General features: G+C 69.6%; 23 protein-coding genes. 6 read left to right on the forward strand and 17 right to left on the reverse strand.

Annotation, left to right across the window (positions count from 1 at the left end):
* Positions 1 to 4 precede the first annotated feature (4 nt).
* From MLE43_RS13320 to MLE43_RS13335, 4 genes are all read right to left on the reverse strand, one after another.
* Positions 5 to 793, reverse strand: coding sequence for an ABC-2 transporter permease (locus tag MLE43_RS13320; protein ID WP_243304833.1), 789 nt, complete (start codon positions 791 to 793; stop codon positions 5 to 7).
* A 166-nt stretch (positions 794 to 959) separates the two neighbouring features.
* Positions 960 to 1880, reverse strand: a complete 921-nt coding sequence (locus MLE43_RS13325) for an ABC transporter ATP-binding protein (RefSeq protein ID WP_243304915.1) — start codon at positions 1878 to 1880, stop codon at positions 960 to 962.
* Positions 1880 to 2740 (reverse strand): hypothetical protein, encoded by an 861-nt coding sequence (locus MLE43_RS13330; RefSeq protein ID WP_243304836.1) that lies wholly within the window; start codon positions 2738 to 2740, stop codon positions 1880 to 1882. The genes MLE43_RS13325 and MLE43_RS13330 overlap by 1 nt, the downstream gene beginning before the upstream one ends.
* A 2-nt stretch (positions 2741 to 2742) precedes the next feature.
* On the reverse strand, positions 2743 to 3666 hold the full coding sequence (locus MLE43_RS13335) for an ABC transporter ATP-binding protein (protein ID WP_243304838.1): 924 nt from the start codon (positions 3664 to 3666) through the stop codon (positions 2743 to 2745).
* A gap of 163 nt (positions 3667 to 3829) precedes the next feature.
* Here MLE43_RS13335 and MLE43_RS13340 point away from each other — a divergent pair, with 163 nt between their 5' ends.
* From MLE43_RS13340 to MLE43_RS13355, 4 genes are all read left to right on the forward strand, one after another.
* Entirely contained in the window at positions 3830 to 5044 is a 1215-nt protein-coding gene (locus MLE43_RS13340) for a hypothetical protein (protein WP_243304840.1), read from the forward strand.
* A gap of 73 nt (positions 5045 to 5117) precedes the next feature.
* Entirely contained in the window at positions 5118 to 8756 is a 3639-nt protein-coding gene (dnaE, locus tag MLE43_RS13345) for a DNA polymerase III subunit alpha (RefSeq protein ID WP_243304841.1), read from the forward strand.
* A gap of 28 nt (positions 8757 to 8784) precedes the next feature.
* Positions 8785 to 9504 carry a helix-turn-helix domain-containing protein gene (locus MLE43_RS13350; RefSeq protein WP_338029083.1) on the forward strand — a complete coding sequence of 240 codons (720 nt, stop codon included), beginning with the start codon at positions 8785 to 8787 and terminating at the stop codon, positions 9502 to 9504.
* A gap of 41 nt (positions 9505 to 9545) precedes the next feature.
* Entirely contained in the window at positions 9546 to 11042 is a 1497-nt protein-coding gene (locus MLE43_RS13355) for a sigma-54-dependent transcriptional regulator (protein WP_243304845.1), read from the forward strand.
* Here the strand turns inward: MLE43_RS13355 and MLE43_RS13360 are convergent.
* Entirely contained in the window at positions 11039 to 13033 is a 1995-nt protein-coding gene (locus MLE43_RS13360; RefSeq protein ID WP_243304847.1) for a transglutaminase domain-containing protein, read from the reverse strand. The two genes, MLE43_RS13355 and MLE43_RS13360, sit on opposite strands and share 4 nt — an antisense overlap.
* Positions 13030 to 14217: a transglutaminase-like domain-containing protein gene (locus MLE43_RS13365; RefSeq protein WP_243304849.1), complete on the reverse strand. Its 1188-nt coding sequence runs from the start codon at positions 14215 to 14217 to the stop codon at positions 13030 to 13032. Before MLE43_RS13365 ends, MLE43_RS13360 begins: the two co-directional genes overlap by 4 nt.
* A 177-nt stretch (positions 14218 to 14394) precedes the next feature.
* Between MLE43_RS13365 and MLE43_RS13370 the strand changes: the two genes are divergently transcribed.
* Positions 14395 to 14718: a hypothetical protein gene (locus tag MLE43_RS13370; protein WP_243304850.1), complete on the forward strand. Its 324-nt coding sequence runs from the start codon at positions 14395 to 14397 to the stop codon at positions 14716 to 14718.
* 268 nt (positions 14719 to 14986) lie between these two features.
* Here MLE43_RS13370 and MLE43_RS13375 read toward each other — a convergent pair whose 3' ends face one another.
* The 8 genes from MLE43_RS13375 to MLE43_RS13410 form a co-directional block, all read right to left on the reverse strand.
* Positions 14987 to 15940 (reverse strand): YihY/virulence factor BrkB family protein, encoded by a 954-nt coding sequence (locus MLE43_RS13375; RefSeq protein WP_243304852.1) that lies wholly within the window; start codon positions 15938 to 15940, stop codon positions 14987 to 14989.
* A gap of 8 nt (positions 15941 to 15948) precedes the next feature.
* Positions 15949 to 16149, reverse strand: coding sequence for a hypothetical protein (locus tag MLE43_RS13380; protein WP_243287799.1), 201 nt, complete (start codon positions 16147 to 16149; stop codon positions 15949 to 15951).
* 64 nt (positions 16150 to 16213) lie between these two features.
* Positions 16214 to 18646, reverse strand: a complete 2433-nt coding sequence (gene lon / locus MLE43_RS13385) for an endopeptidase La (RefSeq protein WP_275976215.1) — start codon at positions 18644 to 18646, stop codon at positions 16214 to 16216.
* 13 nt (positions 18647 to 18659) lie between these two features.
* Complete coding sequence (clpX, locus tag MLE43_RS13390) at positions 18660 to 19904, reverse strand: ATP-dependent Clp protease ATP-binding subunit ClpX (protein WP_275976216.1); 1245 nt, start codon at positions 19902 to 19904, stop codon at positions 18660 to 18662.
* A 25-nt stretch (positions 19905 to 19929) separates the two neighbouring features.
* The gene (locus MLE43_RS13395; RefSeq protein ID WP_243287802.1) at positions 19930 to 20400 is read right to left on the reverse strand and encodes a GreA/GreB family elongation factor; all 471 of its coding nucleotides are present in this window, start codon (positions 20398 to 20400) and stop codon (positions 19930 to 19932) included.
* Between the two features lie 51 nt (positions 20401 to 20451).
* Positions 20452 to 21420, reverse strand: a complete 969-nt coding sequence (locus MLE43_RS13400) for a lysophospholipid acyltransferase family protein (RefSeq protein WP_243304855.1) — start codon at positions 21418 to 21420, stop codon at positions 20452 to 20454.
* 67 nt (positions 21421 to 21487) lie between these two features.
* Positions 21488 to 22609, reverse strand: coding sequence for a glycosyltransferase family 9 protein (locus MLE43_RS13405; protein ID WP_243304858.1), 1122 nt, complete (start codon positions 22607 to 22609; stop codon positions 21488 to 21490).
* Complete coding sequence (locus MLE43_RS13410) at positions 22606 to 23907, reverse strand: arginine deiminase (protein WP_243304860.1); 1302 nt, start codon at positions 23905 to 23907, stop codon at positions 22606 to 22608. Before MLE43_RS13410 ends, MLE43_RS13405 begins: the two co-directional genes overlap by 4 nt.
* A gap of 188 nt (positions 23908 to 24095) precedes the next feature.
* Between MLE43_RS13410 and MLE43_RS13415 the strand changes: the two genes are divergently transcribed.
* Positions 24096 to 24677 (forward strand): peroxiredoxin, encoded by a 582-nt coding sequence (locus tag MLE43_RS13415; RefSeq protein ID WP_243304862.1) that lies wholly within the window; start codon positions 24096 to 24098, stop codon positions 24675 to 24677.
* A 108-nt stretch (positions 24678 to 24785) separates the two neighbouring features.
* Here MLE43_RS13415 and MLE43_RS13420 read toward each other — a convergent pair whose 3' ends face one another.
* From MLE43_RS13420 to nrfD, 3 genes are read right to left on the reverse strand one after another with little or no spacing between them, the layout of a single operon-like run.
* Positions 24786 to 24971, reverse strand: a complete 186-nt coding sequence (locus MLE43_RS13420) for a hypothetical protein (RefSeq protein WP_243304864.1) — start codon at positions 24969 to 24971, stop codon at positions 24786 to 24788.
* A 15-nt stretch (positions 24972 to 24986) separates the two neighbouring features.
* Positions 24987 to 25145: a hypothetical protein gene (locus MLE43_RS13425; protein ID WP_243304866.1), complete on the reverse strand. Its 159-nt coding sequence runs from the start codon at positions 25143 to 25145 to the stop codon at positions 24987 to 24989.
* 39 nt (positions 25146 to 25184) lie between these two features.
* A complete protein-coding gene (nrfD, locus tag MLE43_RS13430; protein ID WP_243304867.1) occupies positions 25185 to 26315 on the reverse strand; it encodes an NrfD/PsrC family molybdoenzyme membrane anchor subunit in 1131 nt (376 codons plus the stop codon).
* Between the last annotated feature and the right edge of the window lie 50 nt (positions 26316 to 26365).

Below are 26365 nucleotides of genomic sequence, written 5' to 3' on the forward strand. Positions count from 1 at the left end.
GAGTTCAGCCCTCCGCCTCGCTGCCCGCCAAGCCCACGGGCGTGCGGTGGAGCTTCCAGCCGGCGAGGGCCCAGCAGAGGGCGCCGAAGGCGAGGAGGGCCAGGAGGGCGAGGGCGGGGTGCGTGGTCACCTGCTCCTGGGCCAGCAGCTGGTGGGCCCTCACTTCGGCGGCACGGCTGCCCGCCAGGCTCTCGATGTGGTGGGTGAAGGTCAGGCGCTGCAGGAAGGGCGGGAAGACCCGCACCAGGGGCTCCCAGAGGAAGAAGTAGACGGCGCCCCAGAGCGTGCCGCGCTTAAAGAGCAGGCCCACCAGGGTCATGAGGGCCAGCTCCCCCCACCAGGCGCCCACCAGCGCGAGGATGCGGCCCGGCAGCAGGGCCGGGTCGCCGCCCACCACCTGCAGGCCCAGGGCCCCCAGGATGAGCCAGGCGGCGCCCCAGGCGAACCAGGGCAGGCCCTTGCCCAGGGGCAGCGCCCAGGCCGGCGCAGGGCGCACCAGCAGCAGGGGCAGGGTGCGCTGCTCCAGGTCCTCGCGGATGCCCGCGGGGGCGGCCACCAGGGCCATGATGGGCAGCATCATCTTCACCAGCCCTTCGTGGAAGATGCGGAGGGCTTCGCCGGGGTTGGCGTCCAGCCCCCGCAACTGGCCGATGGTGAAGATGAGGATGCTGAGGCCCACCGGCGCCATGACCAGCGCCGCCAGCACCCAGCCCCGGCCCTGGAGGACGCGGGGCGCGTAGCCCCGCGCCGTGGCGCGGATCGTCGTCAGGGGTGTGGGGATTGCAGTGCTCATCGGCACCTCGAATCGCAACAGAGTGGAGCAAGCCGGGGACAGGTTCCGCCTGGCCCCGGCGCGGGGGCCCCGGGGGAGGCTCCATGTCCACAAGCCAGAGGCGCGTGGGACCAACGCAAAGCGTTGGGATACCTGGAGTCGCGCAGCGATGAGCCCCCGGACAGCATTAGGCGTGGTCCCTCGTCAGATACTGGAAGACCGCATCCAGGTTGAGATCCAGCGGGTCCAGGGTGCGCAGCGGGATGCCGCCTTCGGCCGCGGCCTTCTGAAGCCTGGGCAGGATGTCCCGGGGCGAGCGCACGGAGATCACCACCGCGTCCTCCTCCAGGCGCAGGGCCGCCAGCTCCGGCTGCTCCACCGCCCAGCGGGCGAGCACCTGGGCGTCGCCCGTGAGTCGGAGCTCCACCGGGTGGCGGTCCAGCAGCTGGCGGATCTCCGTGACCGTGCCTTCTGCCAGCAGGCGCCCCCGGAACAGCAGCAGGATGCGGTCGGTGAGCTGGGCGATCTCGCTGAGGATGTGGCTCGACACCAGGATGCGCGTGCCCTTGGCGGCCAGCTCGCGCAGCAGGGCCATGAGCGTGAGGCGGGCCTCGGGATCCAGCCCGTTGAACGGCTCGTCGAGGATGAGCAGCTCCGGCTCGTGCAGCAGGGCCTGGGCCAGGCGGATGCGCTGGCGCATGCCCTTGGACATGCGGGCGAAGGTGAGGTGGGCGCGGTCGCCCATGCCCACGGTGGCCAGCGCGCGCGCCACGGCGGCCTTCAGCGCCTCGCCCGAAAGGCCCGAGAGCTCGCCCATCATGCGGAGCCAACGGTCGGCGCGCAGGCCGGTGGGCAGGCGGTCGCCCTCGGGCACCAGGCCCAGACGGGCCAGCACCGTCGGGTTGCGGAAGGGGGCCTCGCCGAAGACCTCCACCACGCCGCCCGAAGGGGGCAGCAGGCCCGAGAGCAGCTGCAGGAGCGACGACTTGCCGGCGCCGTTGGGGCCCAGCAGGCCCGTGATGCCGCCGCCGTCCGGCAGCTCGAAGGTGGTGGGGCTGAGGCCCAGGATGGGGCCGTAGCGGAGGGAGGCGCGATCGAGGGAAATCATCAGATCACCGCCTCGGAGGGCATGGTCCGCTTCGCGGCCACGAAGGTCCACAGGCCCAGGTGGAAGGCCGTGCCGAGGAGCGCGGGAACCCAGGCCACCAGGGGATGCTCCACGCCCACGAAGAGCTGGGGCCAAGCCTCCGCCAGCAGGACCGGGTTCAGGCCATCGATGGCCCGGAAGCCCGTCAGACCGTGGATCATGGACGCCAGGGTACCCGCGCCCAGCACCAGGCCCAGCACCCAGCCGATGCCCGCCCGGGGCGTGGCGGCCATGCTGGAGGCACCCACGGCCAAGGCGCCCATCAGGGCCGAGCTGATGGCCATGGCCGGAAGCAGCCGCAGGGGCGCCGTCACCCATACGGGGCCGCTGGTGCCGGCCAGGATCAGGGACATGAGCCAGGGCAGGAGGGCGAAGGGCAGGAGGATGGCGAAGGGCAGGGCCGAGGCGAAGCCCAGCTTGGCGAGCAGGTAGTCCCGGGGCGCCACCGGGTGGGCGTACATCAGGGGCCGCACGCGGTAGAGCGTGTCCCGGGCCACCAGCCCGCCGCCCACCAGGGCCACCAGGAACCAGAGCAGGTAGCTGGCGGGGTTCAGCAGGTCCGCCTGGAAGTCCGCGCCCTGCGTGAGGATGGTCCGGGCGAAGTCCTGCATGGGCTTGAAGGTCTGGTTGGTCTGCAGCAGGTGGTCCACGTAGATGCGGGCCACCTTCCAGAGCAGGATCAGGAGGAAGGCGATGCCGAAGAAGCGGCCGATCTTCTGGCGCCAGAGCCGGGTCAGGTCGAAGCGCGCGAGCACGAGGGCCGGCGGCTGGCCGTGGCCCAGTTCCGGCGCGGGAGGGAGGGTGGGTGCGTAGATCGGCATGCCTAGGCTCCCATCTGAGGATGCAGGGCGCGCAGGAGCACCTCGTCCAGGCGGTCGTGGCGCGGCGTGAGCTGGATGAGGGTGGCACCCTGCTTCTCGGCCCAGCGGAAGGCGGCGGTGGGGTCGGCCTCAGCCAGCTCCAGGTCGTAGAGGCCGTTCCGGGCCTCGAGCACCACGCCGAGGTACGCCAGGGCGGTCTCCTGCGCGGCGTCCAGGGGATCCAGGAACCGCAGTTCCACGCGCCGGGCCAGGGCCCTGCGCAGCCCCGCCATGGAGCCCGCGGCCTTGATCTGCCCCTGGTCGAGGATCACCAGCTGGTCCGCCACGCGCTCCACGTCGCCGAGCAGGTGGGAGGCCAGGATGACGCCGGTGCCCAGCTCCGCGTGGACCCGCAGCACCAGGTCCAGCATGCGGCGGCGGCCGTCGGGGTCGAGCCCGTTGGTGGGCTCGTCGAGGAAGATCAGCTCTGGGCTGTGCACCAGGGCCTGGGCCAGCTTCACCCGCTGGCGCATGCCCGTGGAGTAGCCGCTGACGGGGCGGTAGCGGGCCTCGTCGAGCCCCACGAAGTAGAGCACCTCGTGGGCGCGGTCCCGGGCCGCTTCCGGCGCCAGCCCGCTCAGCTCACCCCAGAAGGCCACCTGCTCATAGGCGGAGGCGTCCTCGATGAGGGCATCGTACTCGGGCATGTACCCGATCCGGGAACGCAGCTTCGCGGCCTCGGGGGCGCCCAGGGCCACACCCAGCACGGTTCCCTGGCCGGCGGAGGGCTGGAGGAGGCCCAGCAGGGCCTTCAACAAGGTGGATTTCCCGGCCCCGTTCGGCCCCAGCAGGCCGACGATGCCCCGGTCCAGGGCCAAGGTCAGCCCCTTCAGGGCGGGCGCCGCGGTGGCCGTGTAGCGCACTTCCAGGTTCTCGAAGGCGATCAACGGAGCCTCCAGATGATGGTCACGGCATTCTCCAGGATGTGGATTGCTACGAGCGTCGCCGGGAATGGATTAGGGGCCGCAACGGGATGCTGTGGAATGGATTGTTCGAGGAAAGCGACTTAGGCTGATGGGAACCATCCTCCCACCCCCCGGGGACTTCCGCATGCAACTCCTGGACTGGCCCATCCTCGATGCCCTCCAGACCGGGGCGCTGGCGGCCCTGTTCGTCAGCTTCGGCACGGATGCCCTGTCCCGGCGGGATCGCATGATGGGCTGGATCGCCTTCACCTGCCTGCTGGTCGGCCTGCGCCATGGCGTGCTGGTCCTCGGCACCCTGCCGAACTGGAACCCGGATCTCGTGGACCGCGCCCAGAGCCTGCTGGTGGCCTTCGGGTTCATCGCCCTCTGCACGGCCCTGGTCGAGCTTTTCCCCCGCCACATCCCCCGGCGGTTCCCGGTCTGGATCGCCCTGGGCATGATCCCCAACTACATCCGCAATCTCGTCCTGCCGCACCCGAGTTTGGCGGAGGTCTGGACCCACCACTTCTACAACCTCACCTACCTGGTGGGCTGCGCCCTCATCGTCCACTGGTCCCTGCGCGCCCGCCAGGACGGCGACCCCATGGGGCGCCGGCTCTTCCTCGGCTTTCTCAGCCTGACCATCCCCGTGGTCGTCGAGATCGCCGCCCAGAGCTTCTTCGGGATGAAGATCCGCCTGTCGGGCTTCAGCCTCGTGATCCTGGCCATGGCCATCGGCACGTCCTGGCAGTGGCTCGTGGTCCGGACCATGGAATCCCGCATCCAGCGGGCCGAGACCGAGGTGGAGGTCTGGCGCAGCCTCGTGCCCGGCAACGCCTTCCGGACGGACCGGCCCTCGGCGCTCATGGAGGGGCTCTTCGGAACCGGCTGGGCCGACCGCGTGCGCGAGAACCCCGAGACCCCCCTGGTGGCCCTGGACGGCTCCTCCTACCGCCTGCGGACCCGCCTCCTCCACCACCACGAGCGGCTGGGCTGGTACGAGCGGGAGGAGGACACCCAGCCCGGCGCGCGGGGCTTCCTGGCCGGGTGGACCGTGGCCCTGGGCATGGACGATCCCGCGGCCAGCGTCCGGATCCAGGAATGGCTCCGCAGCTGGGGGGCTGATGTGCACCTCTGGGGCACGGTCCCCCCCCGGGAAGGCCCCTACCCGAGCGTCCTCATCTGGGCCCGGGAACCCAGCATCCTGGCGGTCTGGCGGGAGGACGACCTCCTCCGCCGGCGGCCCCGGTGGGTGCAGCTGGGCGGGCCCATCACCGCGGGTCCCCATGCCCGCCTGGACCTGGACCTGGACGCCGCCAGCCTGAGGAACCTGCTCCGGGACCTGCTCTCCCGGCATTGATCCCCGCCGGGAGGCCGGGTGTTGAGTCCTGGGCACTTGCCCGGCCGCGCGCGATCCGTCGGAGAATGGGGGCATGAGCTTCGCCCATCTCCACCTGCACACCGAGCACTCCCTTCTCGACGGCCTGACCCGCATCCCGGACCTGATCAAGAAGTGCCGGGCCAGCGGCATGCCCGCCGTGGCCGTGACCGACCACGGGAACATGTTCGGGATGATGAAGCTCTTCGACGCCTGCGAGAAGACGAAGGACGCCGAAGGCAACTGGGCCGTGAAGCCGATCCTGGGCTGCGAGGTCTACGTGGCCCCCAAGACCCGCTTCGACCGCAAGCTCGAGGCGAAGAACCTCACGGGCGAGGAGGGCCTGGAGGACTGCGTGGACCCCAGCGGCTCCCGCGACGCGGGCTACCACCTGGTGCTGCTGGCCAAGAACCCCGTGGGCTTCGCCAACCTGTCGAAGCTCGTGTCCGCGGGCTTCACGGAAGGCTTCTACTACAAGCCCCGCATCGACAAGGACCTGCTCCGCCAGCACAGCGAGGGGCTCATCGGACTGTCGGCCTGCCTCGGCGGCGAGGTGCAGGCCCGCATCCTCCAGAACCGCCTGGACCAGGCCGAGCGCGTGGCCCGGGATTTCCGGGACATCTTCGGCGAGGACTTCTACCTGGAGATCCAGGACCAGGGCTTCGACAAGGAGAAGGAGATCATCCCTTCCCAGATGGAGCTGGCCGCGAAGCTGGGCATCCCCCTGGTGGCCACCAACGACGCCCACTACCTCAATCACGAGGATGCCGACCTGCACGACACACTCCTGTGCATCGGCACGAAGACCACCAAGGCCAAGGAGAAGCGCATGCGCTTCTCCACGGACCAGTTCTTCGTGAAGACGCCCGAGGAGATGCGGGCCGTGTTCCCCGACCATCCGGAATACCTGGAGCGCACCCTGGAGATCGCCGCCAAGGTGGACCTGTTCCCCATCACGCGGAAGCCCGTCACGCCCCGCTTCCCCGTGCCCGAAGGCTACGACCTGGAATCGTACTTCCTGCACGTGGCGAAGGAGACCTTCGAGCAGCGCATCGCGGAATGCCGGCCCCTCTGGCAGGCGGGGACGCTGAAGCACCCGGAGGCGAAGTACCGCGAGCGCCTGGCCTTCGAGCTGGACATGATCCTCAAGATGGGGTTCCCCGGCTACTTCCTGCTGGTCTGGGACTTCATCCGCAAGGCCCGGGAGATGGGTGTGCCCGTGGGTCCCGGCCGTGGCTCGGCCGCCGGCAGCATCGTGGCGTGGTCCATGATGATCACCGACATCGATCCCATGCAGTACGACCTGCTGTTCGAGCGCTTCCTGAACCCCGAGCGCGTGTCCATGCCCGACGTGGACATCGACTTCTGCCGCGACGGCCGTCAGAAGGTCATCGACTACGTCACCGAGAAGTACGGCCAGGACAAGGTCAGCAGCATCGTCACCATCAACCAGCTCAAGACCAAGGCCGTCATCAAGGACGTGGCGCGGGTCTTCGAGAAGGACTTCGCCTTCGCCAACAACCTCACCAAGCTGGTGCCCCAGGAGCCCGGCAAGCCCATCACCGTGGGCGAGGCGCTCGAGAAGAGCGACAAGCTGCGGGAACTGTACGAGAGCGATCCCGAGGTGAAGAACATCCTCGACATCTCCGCACGGCTGGAGGGCCTGGCCCGCAACACCGGCGTCCACGCGGCGGGCGTCATCATCGCGCCGGACGAGCTCACCCAGTTCGCGCCGCTGTCGATGGACAAGGACAAGAAGGTGATGGTGCAGTACACCATGGTCGAGGCCGAGCGGGCGGGCCTGCTGAAGATGGACTTCCTGGGTCTCGAGACGCTCACCCAGATCGCGAAGACGCAGGAAGTCATCGCCCGGCGCCACGGCGCGCCCAAGGACATGACCAGCATCCGCACCTTCGACGACAAGAAGACCTTCGAACTCTTCGCCGCCGGGGACACGGACGGCGTCTTCCAGTTCGAGTCCGGCGGCATGAAGCAGCTGCTCCGCCAGCTGGGCCCGGACCGCTTCGACGACCTCATCGCGCTCAACGCCCTCTTCCGGCCGGGCCCGCTGGGCGCGGGCATGGGCACGACTTATGTCGAAAGGCGCCACGGCCGCGAGCCCGTGACCTACATGTTCCCGGACCTGGAGCCCATCCTGGCGCCCACCTACGGCGTGATCCTCTACCAGGAGCAGGTCATGCAGATCGCCAGCCTCGTCGCCGGGTACTCCCTGGGTGAGGCGGACATGCTGCGCCGGGCCATGGGCAAGAAGGACAAGGAGAAGATGGCCAAGGAGAAGACCAAGTTCATCGAACAGGGTGTCTCCCGCGGCTATGACCGGGCCAAGGTCGCGGAGATGTTCGACCTCATCGAGTACTTCGCCGGCTACGGCTTCAACAAGAGCCACAGCGCCGCCTACGCCATGGTGGCCTACGAGACCGCCTACCTGAAGGCGAACTACAAGGTGGAGTTCATGGCGGGTCTGCTGTCCACCAAGTCGGGCCGCACGGACGACGTCGCCAAGTACGTGCAGAACTGCCGGGAGGGCGGCATCGAGGTGCTGGGTCCCGACATCAACGAGTCGGCCCTGGATTTCACGGCCACCTCGGACCGGCAGATCCGGTTCGGCTTTGCCGCGGTGAAAGGGCTGGGGGAAGCGGCGCTGCAGGCCATCCTCGAAGCCCGCGAGGCCGAGGGCGGCTTCAAGGACCTGTTCCACGCGCTGAAGAGCACGGACCTCTCGAAGGCCAACCGCAAGGTGTGGGAGTCCCTCATCAAGGCCGGGGCCTTCGACAGCCTGGAACCCAACCGCGCCGCCCTCATCCAGGGCCTGCCGGATGCCCTGTCCGCCGCCTCCCGGGGCAGCAGCGATACGGGCATGACCAGCCTCTTCGACGACGCGGAGATGGCCACCCTCAGCGAGGACTGGCGGGTGCCCGAAGGCATCGAACCCTGGGACCGCCGGACCCGCCTCGCAGCGGAACGCGAGGTGCTGGGCCTCTTCGTCAGCGGCCACCCCCTGGAGGAGTTCGCCGACGCCATCCAGGTCCACACCCACGGCACCCTGGCCAAGATCCTGGAGGACGTGGCCTCCGGCCGCCTGCGGGACCGGAACGAGGTCACCCTCGGGGCCATGGTCTCCACCGTGGCCTTCAAGACCAACCAGAAGGGCGAGCCCTGGGCCATCCTCCAGGTGGAGGACCTGGCCGGGAAGATGGAAGTCCTCCTCATGGCCAGCAAGTGGGACCCCGTCACCAAGCGGAAGGACGCCCTCCGGCCCTTCGACCGCTACCGGCACCTGGCCGTGCCCGAGGCCATGCTGCGCATCACGGGTGAGCTGCGGGTGGAGACCCTCCAGGCCAGCGGCAATGGCGGCGGCAACGGAGAGGCCGAGGAGGAGGAGGAACAGACCGTGGTGAAGGTCTTCGCCACGCAGCTGGAGCCCCTGGAGTCCTATCAGGGCCAGGGGTTCACGGGCGCCCTGGTGCGCCTGCCCGTGGGCGAGTGCCCGCCCCGCCTGGAAGCCATCCTCAAGGGCCACCTGGGCGACCTGCCGGTGACCTTCGAGTACCGCTCGAAGGAGGGCCTGGTGGCCCGGGTCCGGGCCGGCCGGGACCTGCGCCTCAAGCATGACCCCGACCTGGCGGAGATCCTGGCCAGGGACACGGGCTGCACCCTGACCTGGACCTACTGATGCCCGCAGTCCCGGGCGCGGAGCCGCTGTGATCCCCCTCCCCCTTCTGCCCGGCTTCGGCCGCTGGGGCGCCCACCTGGAGGCCCTCCTGGCCAGGCCCGAGGCCCTGTGGATCCACGGCCCCTCGGGCTCGGGGGTTTCCACCGTGGCCGCAGAGCTGGCCCGGCAGCGCCAACAGCCCTGGGCGGAGCCGGACACCCCCGAAGCGGGGGTCGCCTGGCTCGCCGCCCACCCCGGGGGCGTGGTGGCCGCCCGGAGCCCCATGCCCGGCACCCTGGCCTGCCTGGAGTTGCGCCTCCCCGACCTGGAGGAGGATCCCGCCTGCATTCCCGGGCTCCTGGCGGCCCTGGCCGAGGAGGAGGGCCTCCCCTCACCCTGGCCGGCGGCCCTGGCGGCCCTGCCCTGCCCCGGGAACCTGCGGGAGCTGCGCAACCGCCTGCTGCGCTGGAAGCTCCTGGGCCAGCTGCCGGGCCCGGAGCCGGCCGGCCCACCGCGCTTCGAAGCCGAGGACCTGGCCACCAACCTCCACGACCTGGAGCGGTTCCTGCTCCACCGGGCCCTGCGCCGGGCCTACGGCAACCGGCTGGAGGCCGCCACCCGCCTGGGCGTGAGCCGCCGCCAGCTCTACCTGCTCATCCGCCGGCACGGGGATCCCGTCCGGGGCGAGGCGGCCTCCGGGGACCTGCCCCAGCGCCTGAAAAAGAGGAGATCGGCACAAAACTCCAGTCTGGAGCCCGGAACCCGATAACGGGGGGTGCGGCTGATCCGCCGCGGTACGGATGTCCAACTATGGCGACGACCCTTCGGGTACTGGTGGTGAGCGATGATCCCGGAGCGCGGGAGGGCCTGACCCAGAGCCTGAAGCGTTCGGGAGCCACCGCCGATCCGGCCCGGAGCGGCGACGAGGCGCTCCGCCTCGTGCGGCCCGGCCTCTACGCCGCCGCGGTGGTCGACCTCCGCCAGGAAAGCCTGCCGTTCACGGCCCGCCTCAGGGCCGTGGAGCCCGCCCTGCCCGTCCTCCTCGTTGTCCCCGCCCATGACCGCCACACCACCGGAGAGGCCCTGCGAATGAGCGCCTTCGATACCCTCGCACGACCCTTCAGCCCCGAAGAACTCACCGCCGCCCTCCAGAAGGCCATGGCCTACGAGGGGCACCTCCGCGCCGGCGCCCCGGCCGAGGCGGCCCTGGTCCTCACCCAGGACCGGGCCCTCGAGGAGACGCTGGCCCTGGCCCGCCGTGCCGCGGACAGCCGGGCGACCATCCTCATCCAGGGGGAAAGCGGCACCGGCAAGGAACTGCTGGCCCGGCTGGTCCATGGCTCGAGCCCCCGCCGCAGCGGGCCCCTGGCCATCGTCAACTGCGCGGCTCTTCCGGAGAGCCAGCTCGAGATCGAGCTCTTCGGCCAGGACAAGGCCGCTCAGCCCGGCTCGGCCGGAAAACCCGGCGGGTTCGAGCAGGCGGATGGCGGCACTCTGGTGCTCGAGGCGGTCGATGCCCTGCCCGTCGGGCTCCAGGCCCGGCTGCTGCGGATCCTCCAGGAGCGCGCCGTGGAGCGGGTGGGGGGCGGCCACGCCGTTCCCGTGGATGTGCGCCTCATCTCCCTCACCAGCCGCGACCTCCTGGCCGAGGTGAAGGCGGGCCGCTTCCCCGAGGAGCTCTACTACCGCCTGAACGTGATCCCGCTGAACCTGCCGCCCCTGCGCGACCGGCTGGGCGACCTGGACCTGCTGGCCCGGCACTTCGCCGAGCGCTATGCCCGGGAGAACGACCGCGCCGTGCCCGAGCTGGCCCCCAGCTTCTACGCCGCCCTGGCCCGCCATGCCTGGACCGGCAACCTCCGCGAACTGGAGAACGTCATCCAGCGCTGTGTCGTGCTCAGCCCGGGACATCGCCTCACCCAGCAGGATCTGCGGTGGCTCCTCCCCGCGGAGGCCTTCGAGGGTCTGCCCGAGGACGCCCCCGGGGCGGCCCTCGAACCCTGGCGCACCTCGGCCCAGGGCACCTCCTTACGGCCGGAAGCCACGCCCCTGGCCGGCGCCGTCACGGCCGATCCCCACCACCCGCTGGTGGGCCTGCCGCTGGGCACCCCCGTGGTGCTGCCCCTGGGCCTGAGCCTGCCCGAGCTGGAGCGCTTCTGGCTGCTCTCCACCCTCAGCGCCCTCAAGGGCAACCGGACCCACTGCGCCGCCCAGCTCGACATCGCCCTGCGCACCGTGCGCAACAAGATCAACGAATACAAGGCCGACGGCTTCGCCATCCCGCCGAGCCAGCGCGGCGGGGACTAGAAGGTCTCCCCGTACCGGCTCTCTGCCAGGATCTGTCCGATGTCGTCCGAGGTCAGGATCGCGCGGATGGCCCGGGGCTTGTCCTGCGCCTGCCGGTAGTAGGCCTGGGCGATGCGGAAGCCCACGAAGTAGCCCAGATCCGCAGGCCGCCCATCCCGCTGGCTGCTGCCGTAGAGCCAGCGGGAGGCATCGGTCCCCGCCCGTTCCGCCCGGAACTGGCGCCAGAGCTCCGCCTCGTGCGCGTAGCCGTAGTCGTAGACGGCCCGGTTGAAGTTGCCCTCGGCGATGAGTGAGGCGAGGAAATCCGCCGACCCCTCGTGGAAGGCCTTCTCCAGCAGCGTGCGCACCGGGTGGGTCTGCTGGAAGTGGATCAGCTCGTGGGCCACGATGCTGGGCAGGTCGACCGGTGTGTGGATGACCGCCCGGTGCCAGGGGCCCATCTCGTCCATGGGCACGCCGGGTCCCCCGCCGAACAGGTCGACGCCCAGGAGCAGGCCGTTGGAGGACGAGGTCCCGCCCGAGTCCAGGGCGCCCACGACGAAATAGACATCGGGGAACATCGCGTCGGCGTAGAGCGCCTTGAAGGCCCGGAAGGAGCGCCGCGCGGCGGCCTCCACCCCGGCGGCCTTCAGGGTGTTGGCGCGGATGGCGGCGAAGTAGCGCGGGTGCCGCTGAATGACCTCAAGGAGGTTGGCGGCGCTCCGGATGCGGTTCGGGATGAAGTCCTGCAGCCCCGCGCTGCCCGGGTCGAGGTACTCCCGCCTCAGGAGGTCCGCGGGGTCCGGAGCGGCCGGGAGCTTCGCGTAGGCCTTCCAGAAGAGGTCCACATCGGTGGCGATGAACCGCGCGCCGTCGGGATCCGAGTGGACGGTCCGGAAGCGCTGCGCGTTGGCCTCCGCCGCGGCCACCACGCCGGACCAGCGGGGATCGGCGTGGAGCGGGGCCAGGTCGGCATCCTCGCGAAGGGCGGCGGCCTGGTGGAAGCCCTGGTCCAGGGCCTTCTGGAGCAGGCCGAACGCGGCGTCCCCGTGCCCGGCCAGGGCGTGGGCGCAGGCCCCCTGGTAGGGGTGCTGGGCGCCCTTCAGCCCCGCCGCGAGGGCGCGGTCATAGAGGTCGGCGGCGCGGACAGGCTCCTTGGCGAGGAGGGCCCGGTGGCCCTGCTGGGCGAGCTCCGCCGCGGAGGGGGTCGGCAGGGCCTGGGCCTGGGCCCGCAGGGCCGCGTAGGCGTCTGCAAGGGCCGCGAGGGTCCCGGCCTGGGCGTGGAGGTCCTCCGTCCCCTGGAAGGCGCTTGACGCGTGGGGCTCCAGGGCCCGGACGGCCTGCTCCCAGGCGGGCCAGGCCGGCAGGGTCCGGATGCGTCCGCCCCCCATGGCCCCAAAGGCCTGGAGGAGGTAGGCCTCGCTGCGGGGCTCCGGCGGCCGGCCCGGCTGGACGGCCTCCACAAAGACCGGGGCGATCATGTCGGCCACGGCGGCGGGCCGGGTGCCGAAGCCCAGCCGGGCCGCGGCCCAGGCCCCGCCGCCCACCACGCCCAGCGAGGAGTCCGCCGGGAACCAGGCTCCGCTGGCGGGATCGCGCACCTCCAGCCAGCGGTGGTCGTTGTGCTGGTACCCGAAGACGCTGAAGCCCTTCCCGCCCTCGGCCACCTTGGCCCGAGCCGAGGCCTGGCGGCGCTCCGAGGGGGCCTGGAGGTTGATCTCCCGCACCCAGCGGGCCTCGAAGCCCCCGGCCTTCAACAGGTCCAGAAGCACCTTCGCGTGGTCCGCGCAGTTGCCGCTGCCCCGGGCCAGGATCTCGTCCACGCTCCGGGTGCGGTAGTCCGTGGCCACCCAGGGCATGCGCTGGTGGAGGTGGTCCACCAGGGCCCGCACCCGGGCCTCCGCCGCCCCGGGCCGTGCCAGGGCGGCCAGGGCCTCGGAACGGGATAGACCCGGCGCCGCCTGGGCGGCCAGGACCGCGGGCAGGAGCAGCAGGAGGCCGGGGCGCTTCACGGCCGGACCCAGAAGGCGACGGGGTCATGGACGATGAGGCCCTCGGCGGCGTCGCGGGCGGGCCGGGGCGGGAAGGCCGCGGCGTCCAGGGTCACGTAGCGGCGCTCCGGCCGGGACTCGTAGCCGTAGGCGCTCTCCACGGGGCAGGTGATCCGCACCAGGTTCTTGGCCATGTAGGCCTTGTAGGTGGCCGGGTTCTCGGGGCGTCCGTTCCAGTTGGCGCCCTTGGCCAGTTCGAGAGGTCCGCCGGAGATGAGGCGCTCGCGCACCTCGGCGATGGAGAGTGGATGCCCCTGGCCGTCCGTGAACCAGGCCTCCATGGTGGGATCCATGTAGAGCCACTTGCCCAGGTCCCTGGACCACACAGTGGTGATCACGTGGCAGTCCGGGTCCGTCTCGTCCAAGGGCTGGCAGGTGACCTGGCGGGACTTGAAGCCCAGGGCGAGGTAGGCCTCGTTCAGGATGGTGGCCATCATGCGGCAGTTGATCCCCCGCTTCTCCGTGCGACACACCTCCAGCAGGTGCAGGGCGTTCATGGGCTCGGGGTTCTTCGAGCTGCCGTCGTGGCGCACCTGGGCGTGGACCCACCGCATGAGGTTCACGATCCGCTCGAACTCGGAGCCGCTGCCGGCCACCTCGTCCAGGCGGCAGGCCTTCCGCAGGGCCACCAGGTCCGGTGCGTCCTGGGGCTGGTAGGTGAAGGCGGGAGCCGCTGTGGCAACTGAGGCCAGGGTGGGCCCGTAGTCCTGGAAGCGCCGGAGGATGCCCACGAAGTCCCCCCGCTGGCGGACGATGGCCTCCAGCCAGAGGAACCCCGGCTCTTTCCGCAGGGAGTCCAGGTCCGAATCCGTGCTGAAGGTCGCCCAGTCCTTGAGACCTTCCCCCACCGCCGTGCCCAGATAGGTCAGGGCCTCGCCGCGCCGGCCCAGGAGCGAGGCCGCGCAGGCCATGTTGTAGTGCACGCCCGCCCGGGTCTCGGCGCCCAGCTGGCTGAAGGTGGGGGACTGCGCCCGCAGGGTCAGGACCTTCAGGGCCTCTTCATATCGCTTCCCCTTCCAGAGTTCCTGGATGCGGGCGTTCTCCGCCTGGAGGTCCGGCGGCGGAAGGGGCGCCTGGGCCCGCAGGCCGGGTGCGATGAGGCAGACGAGGGCTGGGCCCAAGGGGGCCAGGTGGAGTCGGGGCATGAGGTCCTCCCGGTCATGGGATCCGATGGTGCGGTTACGGGAAGCCGGACCCTCGGATTAGAGCGCCGGACCGAGTTCCCCCCTCGCCTTCCCGCGGCTGGGTGTTGGTCAGGCGCTCCAGGGGGTTGACGGCCGAACGGGCCGCGCCTTTCATCGGAGAACCTGCCAGGAGCCCCCATGATCGCCCGTCTGTGGCATGGCCGCGTCCCCTCCGCCCGGAAGGAGGCCTACCGGGACTTCCTCCGCGCCCGGGCCATCCCCGACTACCAGTCCACCCCCGGGAACCGTGCCGTCTTCATCCTGGAGCGCGAGGAGGAGGGGGTCGCGCACTTCCAGACCCTCACCTTCTGGGAGGATTTCGACGCCCTCCGTCGCTTCGCCGGCGACCCCGTGGAGACGGCGAAGTACTACGCCGAGGACCGAGACTTCCTCCTGGAGTTCGAGCCCACGGTGACCCACTGGTACGTGGCCGGCCAGTCCGTGTCGGGCCTGGTCCCCTAGGGCCTGTTTTCAAAGTGGAGGCGAGCCGCGACACCGCCCAGCCGCGCTCATGGCAAGGCGGCGGCCGAAGGGCGATGCGGGACATCGTTCGAGGCCGTCAACGTAGCCAGGGGTGCGGCTGGGCGGCGTCCCGGAGGGCAAGGGGCGGCGCCCGGCGCGATGCTGCGTCAAGCTCCTCACCGATAGTGCCGCTATCGCCTTCGTCGCTTTCCTTGCCTCGCTTGGGCGGCGCCCCTTGCGCGGCCACACCCCACTTTGAAAACAGGCCCTAGGGCCGCCCGGCCGGCTCCCCCTTGGCCCGCAGCCAGGGCGGCACGGTGGTGGCGCCGGTTTCGTGGCGGTAGAAGGCGGCGGTGATCTCGGCGCCCAGCAACAGGATGGCGCAGCTGTAGTAGAGGAAGGTCAGGCCCGCCACGATGCCCAGCAGGGAGCCGTACATGATGCCCCAGGTCATGGTGTGCCGGAGGTAGACGCCGAAGCCCCACTTGGCCAGCCACCAGAGGGCGGTGGAGATGCCCGCGCCCAGGAAGGCGTGCCGGAACTTCACGTGCAGGCGGGGCAGGTGCTGGAGCACCACGGTCACCACCACCAGGCCCACGAGGGGTGCCAGATACGGCAGGAAATCCGTCTGCTTCGGCAGGAACTTCCGCAAGGCTCCGCCCAGGAGGATGGCGAGGAAGATCACCACGGTCAGGAGGCCCACCACCAGGAAGGCCACCTGGCGCAGCAGGTGGTTCTTGCGGGTCTGCCGGTGCTTCTTGATGCGCAGGCCGAAGACGTGGGCCAGGCTGGTGTCCAGCTGGCTGATGCCCCAGTAGCTGCCGAAGAGCAGCACGATCCAGGACAGCCCCATGCCGCCGATCTTCTGGCTGTTCGCCACGGCGTCGTAGACGAATTCCTTGGGCAGGTAGGGCACGATCTCCTGCAGGGTCTTCAGCGTGCCCGGCCCGTAGGCCCGGCTGCCCAGGATGGCGCCCAGGAGCTTGAAGAGCAGGGTGGACAGCGGCACCAGGCTGACGATCAACCAGAAGCTGAGCCCGGCGGCATAGCTCAGGCAATCATCCTTGTGGTACTTGCCGAGCACCTCCACGGTGAAGGCCCCGGCCCGGCCCAGGGGCGGCACGGTCCGGGCGAGCTCGCGCCACAACGCCGTCGCCAGCCGCCCGATCCGCTCCAGGGTGGCGATCACCGTCGCCCAGAGACCCAGGACCTGCTCGACCACGGCGGCTCCTAGAAGCGGACGGGATGCCGGGGCAGCAGGTACATCAGCCAGGCCAGCGCCAGACCGATGCCGATGAGCCCGGCCGCATGCTTGAGGATCGAGGCCCGCGTCCGCTCCGGCCGCGTCGTGGGATGCAGGAGCCCCAACACCAGGGAGATGCCGAGCCCCATGACGACGAAGTGGATGACGTGGCTGGAGAGAAAGCGCATGGGAATAGGCTATCAGCTGTCAGCTGTCAGCTGTCGGCTACTGATGGCTGAGGGCTGATGGCTCCTACTGCGTGGCCGGATTCTCGCGGGCGGGATTGGCCGCCTGTGAGCCCACCCCCTCTGGGCCCAGGGGCTGGGGCATGCGGGTGAGGGCCAGCTGGATGACCTCGTCCATGTGGCTCACGAGGTGGATGCTGAGCTGCTCGCGGATCTCGGCGGGGATCTCCTCCAGGTGGCGGGCATTCTCGCTGGGGATGAGCACGGCCTTGCGGCCCTGGCGGTGGGCGGCCAGGAGCTTCTCCTTGAGGCCGCCGATGGGCAGCACCCGGCCCCGCAGGGTCAGCTCGCCGGTCATGGCCAGGTCGGCCCGGGCGGGAATGCCCGTCAGCACGGAGATGAGGGCCGTGGCCAGGGTGATCCCGGCGCTGGGGCCGTCCTTGGGGATGGCGCCCTCGGGCACATGGACGTGGAGATCCACCGTGTCCAGGAAGTCGCGCTTCAGGCCCAGGCGCTCGGCCCGGGCCCGGACGTAGCTGAGGGCCAGGTTGGCGCTCTCCTGCATGACCTCGCCCAGCTTGCCGGTGAGCTTGAGGACGCCCTTGCCGGGCAGCACGGCGGCCTCGATGGTCAGCAGGTCGCCGCCGGTGGGGGTCCAGGCCAGGCCGTTCACCAGCCCCGGCGGGGCGGTGTCCTCGGCGCGGGTCTCCAGGAACTTCTCGGGACCGAGCAGCTTCGGCACCCGGTCGGCGGTGATGACCGGATCGAAGGCCTCGCCCGCCGCATCGGACAGGTGGGGCTGGAGCGTATGCCGGGCCAGCTTGCGGAGGATGTTCGCGATCTCCCGCTCCAGCTGGCGCACGCCGGCCTCGCGGGTGTAGTCCTGCACGAGCTTCTCCAGGGCCGCGGGCTCGAAATGCACGCCCAGCTCCTTCATGCCGTGGCCCTCCAGGGCCCGGGGCAGCAGGTGCTGCTCGGCGATGGCCAGCTTCTCCTTGGTGGTGTAGCCGGAGAGTTCCAGCACCTCCAGGCGGTCATCCAGCGGCTCGGGGATCTGGTGCCGGACGTTGGCCGTGGCCAGGAAGAGCACCTGGCTGAGGTCGAAGCCCACGTCCAGGTAGTGGTCCTGGAAGCTGGCGTTCTGCTCGGGGTCGAGCACCTCCAGCAGGGCGCTGCTGGGGTCGCCGCGGAAGTCCGAGGCCATCTTGTCGATCTCGTCCAGCAGCATGAGCGGGTTGCGGACCTTGGCCTTCTTCATGAGCGCGATGATGCGGCCGGGCATGGAGCCGATGTAGGTGCGGCGGTGGCCGCGGATCTCCGCCTCGTCGCGCACACCGCCCAGGGAGAGCCGCACGAAGGGCCGGTTCAGGGCCCGGGCGATGCTGCGGGCCAGGGAGGTCTTGCCGACGCCGGGGGGGCCCACCAGGCAGAGGATGGGGCCGCGGAGGGGGGGGCGGGCGCCTGCCTCCCCGTTCCCGCCGTTCTGCAGCCGCGCCATGACGGCCAGGTGCTCCAGGATGCGGGCCTTGATCTTGTCGAGGCCGGAGTGGTCCTCGTCCAGCACCCGCTCGGCCTCCATGAGGTCCAGGCGCTCGTCGGCCATGGCCGTCCAGGGCAGGGCCAGCAGCCAGTCCAGGTAGGTGCGGCTCACGGTGGCCTCGGCGCTCTGGGGCGGCATGGCCTCCAGGCGCTCCAGCTCCTCCAGGGCCTTGGCCTTGGCCTCGGTGCTCATGCCGGCGGCCTCGATCTGGTCCTTGAGCCGGGCGAACTCGTCCTTCTCCTCCTTCTTGCCCAGTTCCTGCTGGATGACGCGCATCTTCTCGTTCAGCACGTACTGCTTGTGGTCCTGGTCCAGGCGCTGGCGCGTCTTCTCGTCCAGGGTGCGGTCCACCTCCGAGCGGGCGGCATCCAGCTGCAGCAGGCGCATGAGCGCTTCGAGCCGGGGCTCGATCTCCAGCTGCTCGAGGATCTCCTGCTTCTGCTTCACCTCGGCGGGCACCAGGCCGGCCACGGTGTCGATGGCCTTGCCCAGGGGCAGCTCCCGGATCTGGTCCAGGCTGAGGAGCCGCGAGGCATCGGAGTTGCGGCCCAGGAAGGTCTCCACCGCCTGGTGGAAGGGCTGGAGGGATTCCGGGGCCGGCTGGGTGGGCTCGGCCAGCAGGTAGGCCTCGGCCTGGATGACCTCGCCGCTGTCGTCGTAGCGGCGCAGGCTCACCCGGGCGATGCCCTTCACGCCCACCTTGTAGTAGTCCTTGGGCAGGGCGATGACGGATTCCACCAGGGCCAGGGTGCCGATGGCGAACAGGTCGTCCTGGCCCGGCGCCTCCACCTTGGCATCCTTCTGCGTGAGCATCAGCAGGTGGTCGCCGGCCTTGATGGCCAGCTCCAGCGTGCGCACCGACGCCGCGCGACCCACCACGAAGGGCACCCGCGCACCGGGGAAGAGCACCATGTCCCGGATGGGGATGGCCGGCAGGGTCAGGGTCTTGGGAACAGCCATGGCCTTCGCGCGCTCAGCCCGCGGCGGAGATGGGCTGGGAGGGCAGCCCCAGCACTTCTTCCACCTTCTGCCGGGTGATGCGCAGGGACTCGCGGGAGGTGCGCTTGTCCGAGGGCAGCTCGTACATGGGCTCCAGCAGGATCTGCTCCACCAGGCTGCGCAGGCCGCGGGCGCCCAGCTTGCGGGTGAGCGCCTGCTCGGCGATGGCGTCGATGGCGCCGTCCTCGAAGGTCAGGTCCACGTCGTCCATGTCGAAGAGCTTCACGAACTGCTTGGTGATGGCGTTCTTGGGCTGGGTGAGGATGGCCACCAGGGCCTCGCGGTCCAGCGGGGTGAGGCCCGCCACCACGGGCAGGCGGCCCACCAGCTCGGGGATGAGGCCGAACTTGATGATGTCCTCGGGCTCCACCAGGCGGAGCAGGTTCTCCTTGTCCTCCTTCGAGGAGGGCGTGGAGCCGAAGCCCACGGCCTTGGCGCGGATGCGCTGCTTGATGATGTCCTCGATGCCCACGAAGGCGCCGCCGCAGATGAACAGGATGTTGCTGGTGTCCAGCTGGATGAACTCCTGGTGCGGATGCTTGCGTCCGCCCTGGGGCGGCACGTTGGCGACAGTGCCCTCCACCAGCTTCAGCAGGGCCTGCTGCACGCCCTCGCCGCTCACATCGCGGGTGATGCTGGGGTTCTCGCTCTTGCGGCCCACCTTGTCGATCTCGTCGATGAAGACGATGCCGCGCTGGGCCCGCTCCACATCGTAGTTGGCGGCCTGGAGCAGCTTGGTGAGGATGTTCTCCACGTCCTCGCCCACGTAGCCGGCTTCCGTCAGCGTGGTGGCGTCGGCCATGGCCAGGGGCACGTCCAGGAAGCGGGCCAGGGTCTGGGCCAGCAGGGTCTTGCCGGTGCCCGTGGGGCCCAGCAGCAGGATGTTGCTCTTGGACAGCTCGACTTCGGGGCCGCCCAGGGCCTTCCGGGGCGTGACGATGCGCTTGTAGTGGTTGTAGACCGCCACGCTCAGGCGCTTCTTGGCGGACTCCTGGCCGATGACGTAGTCATCCAGGAAGCCCTTGATCTCCTTGGGGCGGCTGAGCCGGGCGTCGGGCTTGCCCAGGGGCTTGCCCTGGCGGCTCATGCGCAGCTGGAGCTGGCCCGCCTCCAGGCACTCGTTGCAGATGAACGCCTCCGGCCCCGCCAGGAGCTGCTCCACCTCGTGGGGCTCCTTGCCGCAGAAGGAGCATTTCTGCTCGCGCTTGTACTTGTTCATTTTCGCTCCCGCGACCGGTGCGGACTTAGGCTACATCGTGAATGGTCTTCAGTTCCAGAATCTCGAAGCGCCGGATGCCCGCGGGGATCTGGACCCGCACCTCGTTGCCCTCCTCCTGGCCCACCAGCGCCATGCCGATGGGGGAGCTGATGCTGAGATGCTGGGGGTGGCCATCGAGTTCCTCGGGGAGCACCAGCTTGAAGGTGAACTCCTCTTCGGAATCCAGGTCCAGGATGGTGACTTTGGAGCCGTAGGCGGCCCGGGTCTTGGGCAGCCGGCTGATGTCCAGGCTGGCCACTTCCGAGATGCGCTTCTCGAGGGTCACCAGCTTGTTCTGGAACATGTCCCGCTTGGCGAGGGCCTGTTCGTATTCGGCGTTCTCGGACAGGTCGCCCTGGCCGGCGGCCCGGGCGATCTCCTGGGGGATGTCCACCAGAAGGGCCTGTTTGACGGTCTTGAGTTCCTGTTCGAGCTTCGCAAGCACGTGCTTGGGCATGGGGCTGTCCTGGAAAGGGGGGTCAAAAAAAGGCGGGCCGAAAGGGCCCGGTCAGGCAAGGGGTGGTTGGATCGATTCTACCCACTCCGGGGGGGGAAGCGATGCCGGGAGGGGGTGCCCCTCCCCCGGCCGGGTCTTGAAGCGGCGGTGCATCCAGAACCACCAGCGGGGATCCTTCCGGATCTGGGCCTCGATGCGGGCGGTCATGAGCTGGGTGGCCACCCAGGCATCCCGGGCCGCGTCCCCGGTGGCCGGCACCCGGAAGGCGGGCTCGAAGCGCACCGTGGTGGTGCCGTCGGGATTGGGCCAGCTGAAGACCGGCAGGACGGGCAGGTCGTACCGGGCGGCCAGGCTGCCGGCCGTGGAGAAGGTGGAGGCCCACTGGCCCAGGAACCGCACGAACACGCCGCTGGTGAGGGCGTCCTGGTCCAGCAGGAAGCCCACGCCCCGCCCCGCCTTGAGGGCCTTCAGCGTGTCGCGCATGGCGCCGTCCTTGAGGATCACCCGGTTGCCGAACCGGGTGCGGAAACCCAGGGAGATGGGCTCCAGCAGCGGGTTGTCCAGTTCCCGCCCGATGGCGTCAATGGTACGGCCGTGGCGGCTCTGGGCCAGGGCGACGGCCTCCCAGTTGCCGTAGTGGCCTGTGAGCTGGATGAAGCCCTTGCCCGCGGCCTGGACGGCGTCGAAGTGTTCCAGACCCTCGACTTTGATCCACCGGTCCAGTTCCTCCGGCGTGGCATGGCGCAGGCGCAGGAGGCTGACGAAGAGCGACCCGAAGTGCCGGAAGCAGCCGCGGGCCATGGCCCGGGTCTCGGCCTCGGACAGGCCCAGGTCCGCAAAGCGCAGGTTCTCCCGGACGATGCGGCGGTGCCGGGGATCCACCAGGTAGAACAGCGACCCGGCGCCCTCACCCAGGGCCTGGACCGTGGTCCAGGGCAGGCGGCCGAGAACCCCGTCCAGCAGTCGGAACAGACCGTACTCGAGGCGGTGCCGGAGGCTCGGGGAGGGGGTGGCGGTCAAGTCGGCCCTAAAAAAAGGGGCGCCTCGGAGAACGAGGCGCGGAAAACCAGTCTAGCAGCAACCCGGCTCAGGATTCTTTCACGAGCATTTCCAGCAGTTCCAGAACCCTGACGGGGGAAATGCGGTGGGCGCTGGAGCCGTGGGTGGGGAAGCCGGCCGGAACCTCGGCATCGCAGTCCACGTCCGGCCCCCGCAATGGCAGGGCCCGGGGCCCGATGGGGTTCACCCACACTTCGGGGCTGGGCCCGAAGAGGGTGACCGTGGGCCGGCCCGTGGCGGCGGCGGTGTGGGCCAGGCCCGTGTCGATGGCCACATTGCCCCAGGCCGCAGCCTGGATGGCGCAGGCTTCCGGCAGGGTCGTCTTCCCCGCCAGGTTGATGGCTCCGGGCACCGCCCCGGCCAGGGCCGCGCCCAGGGCCGCCTCGTCGGGCCCGCCCAGGAGCACCGGACGGATGTCCAGGCCCTGGAGCAGCCGCATGAGCTCCGGCCAGGTGCGGTCTTCCGGGAACCAGCGCTTGCCGAAGCCCCGCGTGCCGAAGGCCAGGGTGGCATAGGGCTCGTCGGCCCAGCCCTCGGCCCGCAGCTTGTCCGGTCCCTGGTGGCCGCCCAGGAGGGCCGGCGTGAGGGGCAGCCAGAGGGCCCGGTCGTCCCCGGAGAGGGCTTCGAGCAGGGGCTGGATGCGGGTGGCGATGTGGAGGGGCAGGTTCCGGTAGCGGATGCTGTGGTGGTAGAGCAGGCGCAGGTGGTTGTCGGCGATGCCGGCGCGGAGCGGCACCCGGCTCAGCCAGGCGGCGAAGGGCAGCCGGGCGCTCTGGGAGAGGTTCAGGAAGGCTGCGGGCGGGCGCTTCCGCCAGCCCCGCACCAGGGCCCAGGGATCGGGCTTGGCCGCGCCGCCGCCCTCGATGTGGGCCTCGGCGATGAAGGCCGGGTCGGCCTCGGCCAGCAGGGCCGCGCCGATGTGGTGGCCCACGGCGATCCATTTCAGGGAGACGCCCCGCTCCGCCGCCACGGCATTCCAGTGGTGCTGGAGGGTGCGCAGGAAGGGCAGCGTCATCACCACGTCGCCCAGCTGCCTCGGGAAGCGGATCCACACTTCTGGGGCCGCGCCGCCGGCCAGGGCCCGGTCGAAGCGGGCCAGGGCCGGGTGGCGGGCGGCAGCGCTCCCGGCGCCCCCCGGGCCGGCGCTCATGCGCCCTCCCGGGCGAGGGGCATGGTCATGCAGCGCGGTCCACCCCGGGCGCGGCTCAGTTCGCTGGCCTCGATCTGGACGAGGTATTTCTTCCCGTCCAGCAGGTCCAGGGTGGGGTCCGCCAGGACTTCCCGGGCCGTGAGGGCGCGGTAGCCCGCCCGGTCCAGCGCCTCGGCGGTGGCGAGGTTGCGGCCGTAGCTGGTGATGACGCCCGGGGCCAGGCAGAAGGCGTTGGCGCCGTCCGTCCACTGCTCCCGCTGCTGGAGGATGGAGTCGTTCCCGCCGCAGAAGATGGGCTGCAGGTCGATGCCCACCCCCCTCAGCGCCTTCAGCAGGCTCGGGTGGGTGCTCATGCGCAGCTCGGGGTGGCGCAGGTCGATGCTGGTGACGTTCAGGAGCTCCCGGCTGCCTTCCACGAAATAGGGCGGGTAGACCAGGCACTCATCCTCGCTGGTGCGGGTGAAGATGGTGTCCAGGTGCATGGCGCTGCGCTTCTTGGGCATGAGCACCATGAGCAGGTGGTCGAAGCTGCTGTCGTCCTCGGCGCGGTGGGCGCGGAGGTTCTCGGCCAGCAGCTGGATGGCGTCGGTCTGGGTGCGCTCGGAGCAGCCCACCACCAGCACCTTGCGGCTCAGCACCAGGATGTCGCCGCCCTCCATGCTCACGGGGGCCTTGATCTCGCCCCGGATGAGGGGTGTCACCTGGTCGAACCACTTGTCGTGCTCGGTGTGGTGCCGGAGCCGCGGGTGGTGGCGGAAGACGTAGCTCAGGATCAGGGGCTCGCGCTCCCGGGCCCAGGTGGCCATGGAGTTCACGCTGTAGCCGTCGCCGATGACCGAGGCCGGGTCGCGCATGAACAGCAGGTTCGGGATGGGGCGCACGCGGTAGTCGAACTCCTCCTCCCAGTGCGTGTGGGCCGGCATGTCGTCCCAGGGCAGGCCCCCGATGACGCTGCGGGCCACGTCCGCCGGAACCATGTCCCGCAGCAGGTTGCAGGTGTCGTCTGGCAGGCCCACCAGGCGCCGCAGGTCCTCGACGAAGGCCAGCTTCACGCCCTCGTCCTGCAGGGCCGCGATGAACAGGTCCTGGATGTCCAGCACCTCGTCGGCCACGCGGGCCAGCACCTGGCGGAACTGGGCGTGCTCCTGGCGGGCCAGGTCGCCGTAGAGGATGTCGTCGAAGAGCAGCTTCTCCATCATCCCCGGCACCATCAGGTCCACTTCGGGGCCGGGGTTGTGGACCACCACCTGCCGGAGCCGGGCGGTCTCGGAAAACACGGAGAGTTGGATGGGTTGCATGCGGGGTCCTGAAACCCCGCAGATTAGCACGGAAGCCCTGTCCCATCTGCAACTGCATCGCTCAGTTGACCCGTGGGTTCGATATAGTTTACCGAATTGGTCGGATATTTTCCTTGAACCCCGGAGGGCCCCGGCATAGCCTGATTATTCCCAACGAAACCCGGGGAATGACCCCTTCTGGAGGCTCCATGGCCGCATTCGTCACTCAGCCCGCTCCCGACTTCAAGGCCGATGCCCTGGTCAACGGCGAGTTCAAGCAGATCTCGCTGTCCGACTACAAGGGCAAGAAGGTTGTCCTCTTCTTCTACCCCCTCGACTTCACCTTCGTCTGCCCCACCGAGATCCTGGCCTTCGCCGACGCCGCGAAGGAGTTCGAGGCCCGGAACACCCAGGTCATCGGGGTGAGCGTCGACTCCAAGTTCAGCCACCACGCCTGGGTCAACACCCCCCGCAAGGATGGCGGCATCCAGGGCGTGACCTTCCCCCTGGTCTCCGACCTGAACAAGACCATCGCCCAGGACTACAACGTGCTGCTGCCCGCCGGCATCGCCCTGCGCGGCCTGTTCATCATCAACACCGCCGGCATCCTCAAGCACATCACCGTGAACCACAACGACCTGGGCCGCAGCGTGGATGAGGTCCTGCGCCTCCTCGACGCCGTCGACTTCACCGAAGAGCACGGCGAAGTCTGCCCCGCCAACTGGCACAAGGGCCAGAAGGCGATGAAACCCACAACCGATGGGTTGAAGGCCTACGTCGCGTCCAAGTAGACCGGAAGGGAATGCACGAAGGGGGCGCCAAGGCGCCCCCTTCGTGTACCCAGTGCCAGCAGGATGGCCTCCAAAGTCCGGCCGCTGGCCTGCACCTAGACCTGAGGTTCAAGGGTGGATCGGTCTGTGGCCCTCGGCCCCCTGGAGCTGGGCGGATCCGGCCGACAGATTCAGCCGCGTGACCGTTTCCTGGGGTTCTTCCCGCCTGACTTTCGCCCGCCGGGAGACGGCCTGCACGACAAAGTCCGTGCCGACAAATGCGACGATGAGGAACAGGACGAGCAGCATGGTCATGGCTGGCCTCCGGGTCTAGTGTTTGCGGTGCGATTCCCTGCGCTGAAGGATGAATTCACGGATCCCCTCGCCGCAGATCCAGGCGACCAGCACGAAGGCCGCGATTCCGAGCGCGCTGTTCGTGATGTTCAACATGAGCGCTTCTGGGTTCTTCCAATTGGCCAAATCGAACATGTAGACCTCCTGTAGGACATTCACTGAGGGGAACTCCACTCACCGGGACTCCAGGTCTCCACCTTCACGGGCGATGAAGATGGGCTCGGGACGCCCGGTCACGACCTCCTTCCGAGGGCGTGGGCCGGCCACCACGGGTTCGAAGATCGGCAGGTACTTGACGATGAAGGAGAAGGCACTGAACCCGACCGCCGTGATGCCGAGCGTGATGAACACCTCGATCAGGGACGGGAAGTAGGTCTGCGTGGGGTAGTGCTCCAGCCCGGTGATCGCGGTATTCATCCGGTTGAAGGCGAACCCGACCACCACCAGCAGGGTCGCGGCATACAGCCCCAGTCGCGAGGTCCGGACCCTTTCCAGCAGCAGCATCGCGAACGGAAGGACGAAGCCGATCAGCAACTCCGCGTAGAACGCAAGGCTGTAATAGGTGAGGGTCGTCAGTTCGTGCCACGCCCCCCTTGTCAGAAGATCCTGGACCCGGACGACGGAGTACACGGCCAGAGCGACGGCGATGATCTTGGCCAGGTTGGCGCGGAGCGGCGTGGGAAGGAGGTCGCGGCCGCCGCGGGCGAAGATCAGAGATTCGAGGATGACCATCGAGATCCCGGACGCGATGCAGGAGATGAAGAAGAGGACGGGCAGCAGCGGTGTGTACCAGAGCGGGTGCAGGCGGTTCGGGACGATCAGGTACAGCGAGCCGAACGAGGACTGGTGCAGGGTGGACAGCAGCACGCCGAAGATCATGAGCGGCAGCGAGACGGCATGAATCCACTTGATCGGCGAAACGATATTCAGTTTTTCGAGGACGATCGGAGCGAACTCGAGGGAGAGGACGGTGGTGTACAACATGAGGCACCAGCTGATCTCGCACATCACCGAGTGCGGATTCCACATGACCAGGGGATGCCAGAAATGGTCGGGGCGGCCGAGGTCAATGATGAGAACCAGGACCACCAGCAGGTACCCGATGAAGGCCGTCAGGATCGCCGGTCGCACGATGGGCTCGTACTCCTTGGCGTGGAACAGGTTGACAGCAGCCACGATGGTGAAGCCCGAGGCGGCGAGTCCGATCCCGAGGAAGTCGAAGCCGATCCAGAGCCCCCACGGGAACTCATCGCTCAGGTTCGTGGTGGCGCCGAGTCCGTAGTTGAACCGGGCGAAGGCCGCCATGGCCCCGGCCAGGATCAGGGTGGTGGCGATGGGGTGCCATCCGGTGATAC

The sequence above is a fragment of the Geothrix oryzisoli genome (genome assembly GCF_022808865.1).
Taxonomy (GTDB): Bacteria; Acidobacteriota; Holophagae; order Holophagales; family Holophagaceae; genus Geothrix; species Geothrix oryzisoli.

What these genes read in the sequence shown, in the direction of transcription:
- MLE43_RS13320 (WP_243304833.1), bottom strand. Translation starts at nt 793, where the DNA reads ATGAGCACTGCAATCCCCACACCCCTGACGACGATCCGCGCCACGGCG.
- MLE43_RS13325 (WP_243304915.1), bottom strand. Translation starts at nt 1,880, where the DNA reads ATGATTTCCCTCGATCGCGCCTCCCTCCGCTACGGCCCCATCCTGGGC.
- MLE43_RS13330 (WP_243304836.1), bottom strand. Translation starts at nt 2,740, where the DNA reads ATGCCGATCTACGCACCCACCCTCCCTCCCGCGCCGGAACTGGGCCAC.
- MLE43_RS13340 (WP_243304840.1), top strand. Translation starts at nt 3,830, where the DNA reads ATGCAACTCCTGGACTGGCCCATCCTCGATGCCCTCCAGACCGGGGCG.
- dnaE (WP_243304841.1), top strand. Translation starts at nt 5,118, where the DNA reads ATGAGCTTCGCCCATCTCCACCTGCACACCGAGCACTCCCTTCTCGAC.
- MLE43_RS13355 (WP_243304845.1), top strand. Translation starts at nt 9,546, where the DNA reads ATGGCGACGACCCTTCGGGTACTGGTGGTGAGCGATGATCCCGGAGCG.
- MLE43_RS13365 (WP_243304849.1), bottom strand. Translation starts at nt 14,217, where the DNA reads ATGCCCCGACTCCACCTGGCCCCCTTGGGCCCAGCCCTCGTCTGCCTC.
- MLE43_RS13370 (WP_243304850.1), top strand. Translation starts at nt 14,395, where the DNA reads ATGATCGCCCGTCTGTGGCATGGCCGCGTCCCCTCCGCCCGGAAGGAG.
- MLE43_RS13380 (WP_243287799.1), bottom strand. Translation starts at nt 16,149, where the DNA reads ATGCGCTTTCTCTCCAGCCACGTCATCCACTTCGTCGTCATGGGGCTC.
- lon (WP_275976215.1), bottom strand. Translation starts at nt 18,646, where the DNA reads ATGGCTGTTCCCAAGACCCTGACCCTGCCGGCCATCCCCATCCGGGAC.
- clpX (WP_275976216.1), bottom strand. Translation starts at nt 19,904, where the DNA reads ATGAACAAGTACAAGCGCGAGCAGAAATGCTCCTTCTGCGGCAAGGAG.
- MLE43_RS13395 (WP_243287802.1), bottom strand. Translation starts at nt 20,400, where the DNA reads ATGCCCAAGCACGTGCTTGCGAAGCTCGAACAGGAACTCAAGACCGTC.
- MLE43_RS13405 (WP_243304858.1), bottom strand. Translation starts at nt 22,609, where the DNA reads ATGAGCGCCGGCCCGGGGGGCGCCGGGAGCGCTGCCGCCCGCCACCCG.
- MLE43_RS13410 (WP_243304860.1), bottom strand. Translation starts at nt 23,907, where the DNA reads ATGCAACCCATCCAACTCTCCGTGTTTTCCGAGACCGCCCGGCTCCGG.
- MLE43_RS13415 (WP_243304862.1), top strand. Translation starts at nt 24,096, where the DNA reads ATGGCCGCATTCGTCACTCAGCCCGCTCCCGACTTCAAGGCCGATGCC.
- MLE43_RS13420 (WP_243304864.1), bottom strand. Translation starts at nt 24,971, where the DNA reads ATGACCATGCTGCTCGTCCTGTTCCTCATCGTCGCATTTGTCGGCACG.
- MLE43_RS13425 (WP_243304866.1), bottom strand. Translation starts at nt 25,145, where the DNA reads ATGTTCGATTTGGCCAATTGGAAGAACCCAGAAGCGCTCATGTTGAAC.
- nrfD (WP_243304867.1), bottom strand. Translation starts at nt 26,315, where the DNA reads ATGGCGGCCTTCGCCCGGTTCAACTACGGACTCGGCGCCACCACGAAC.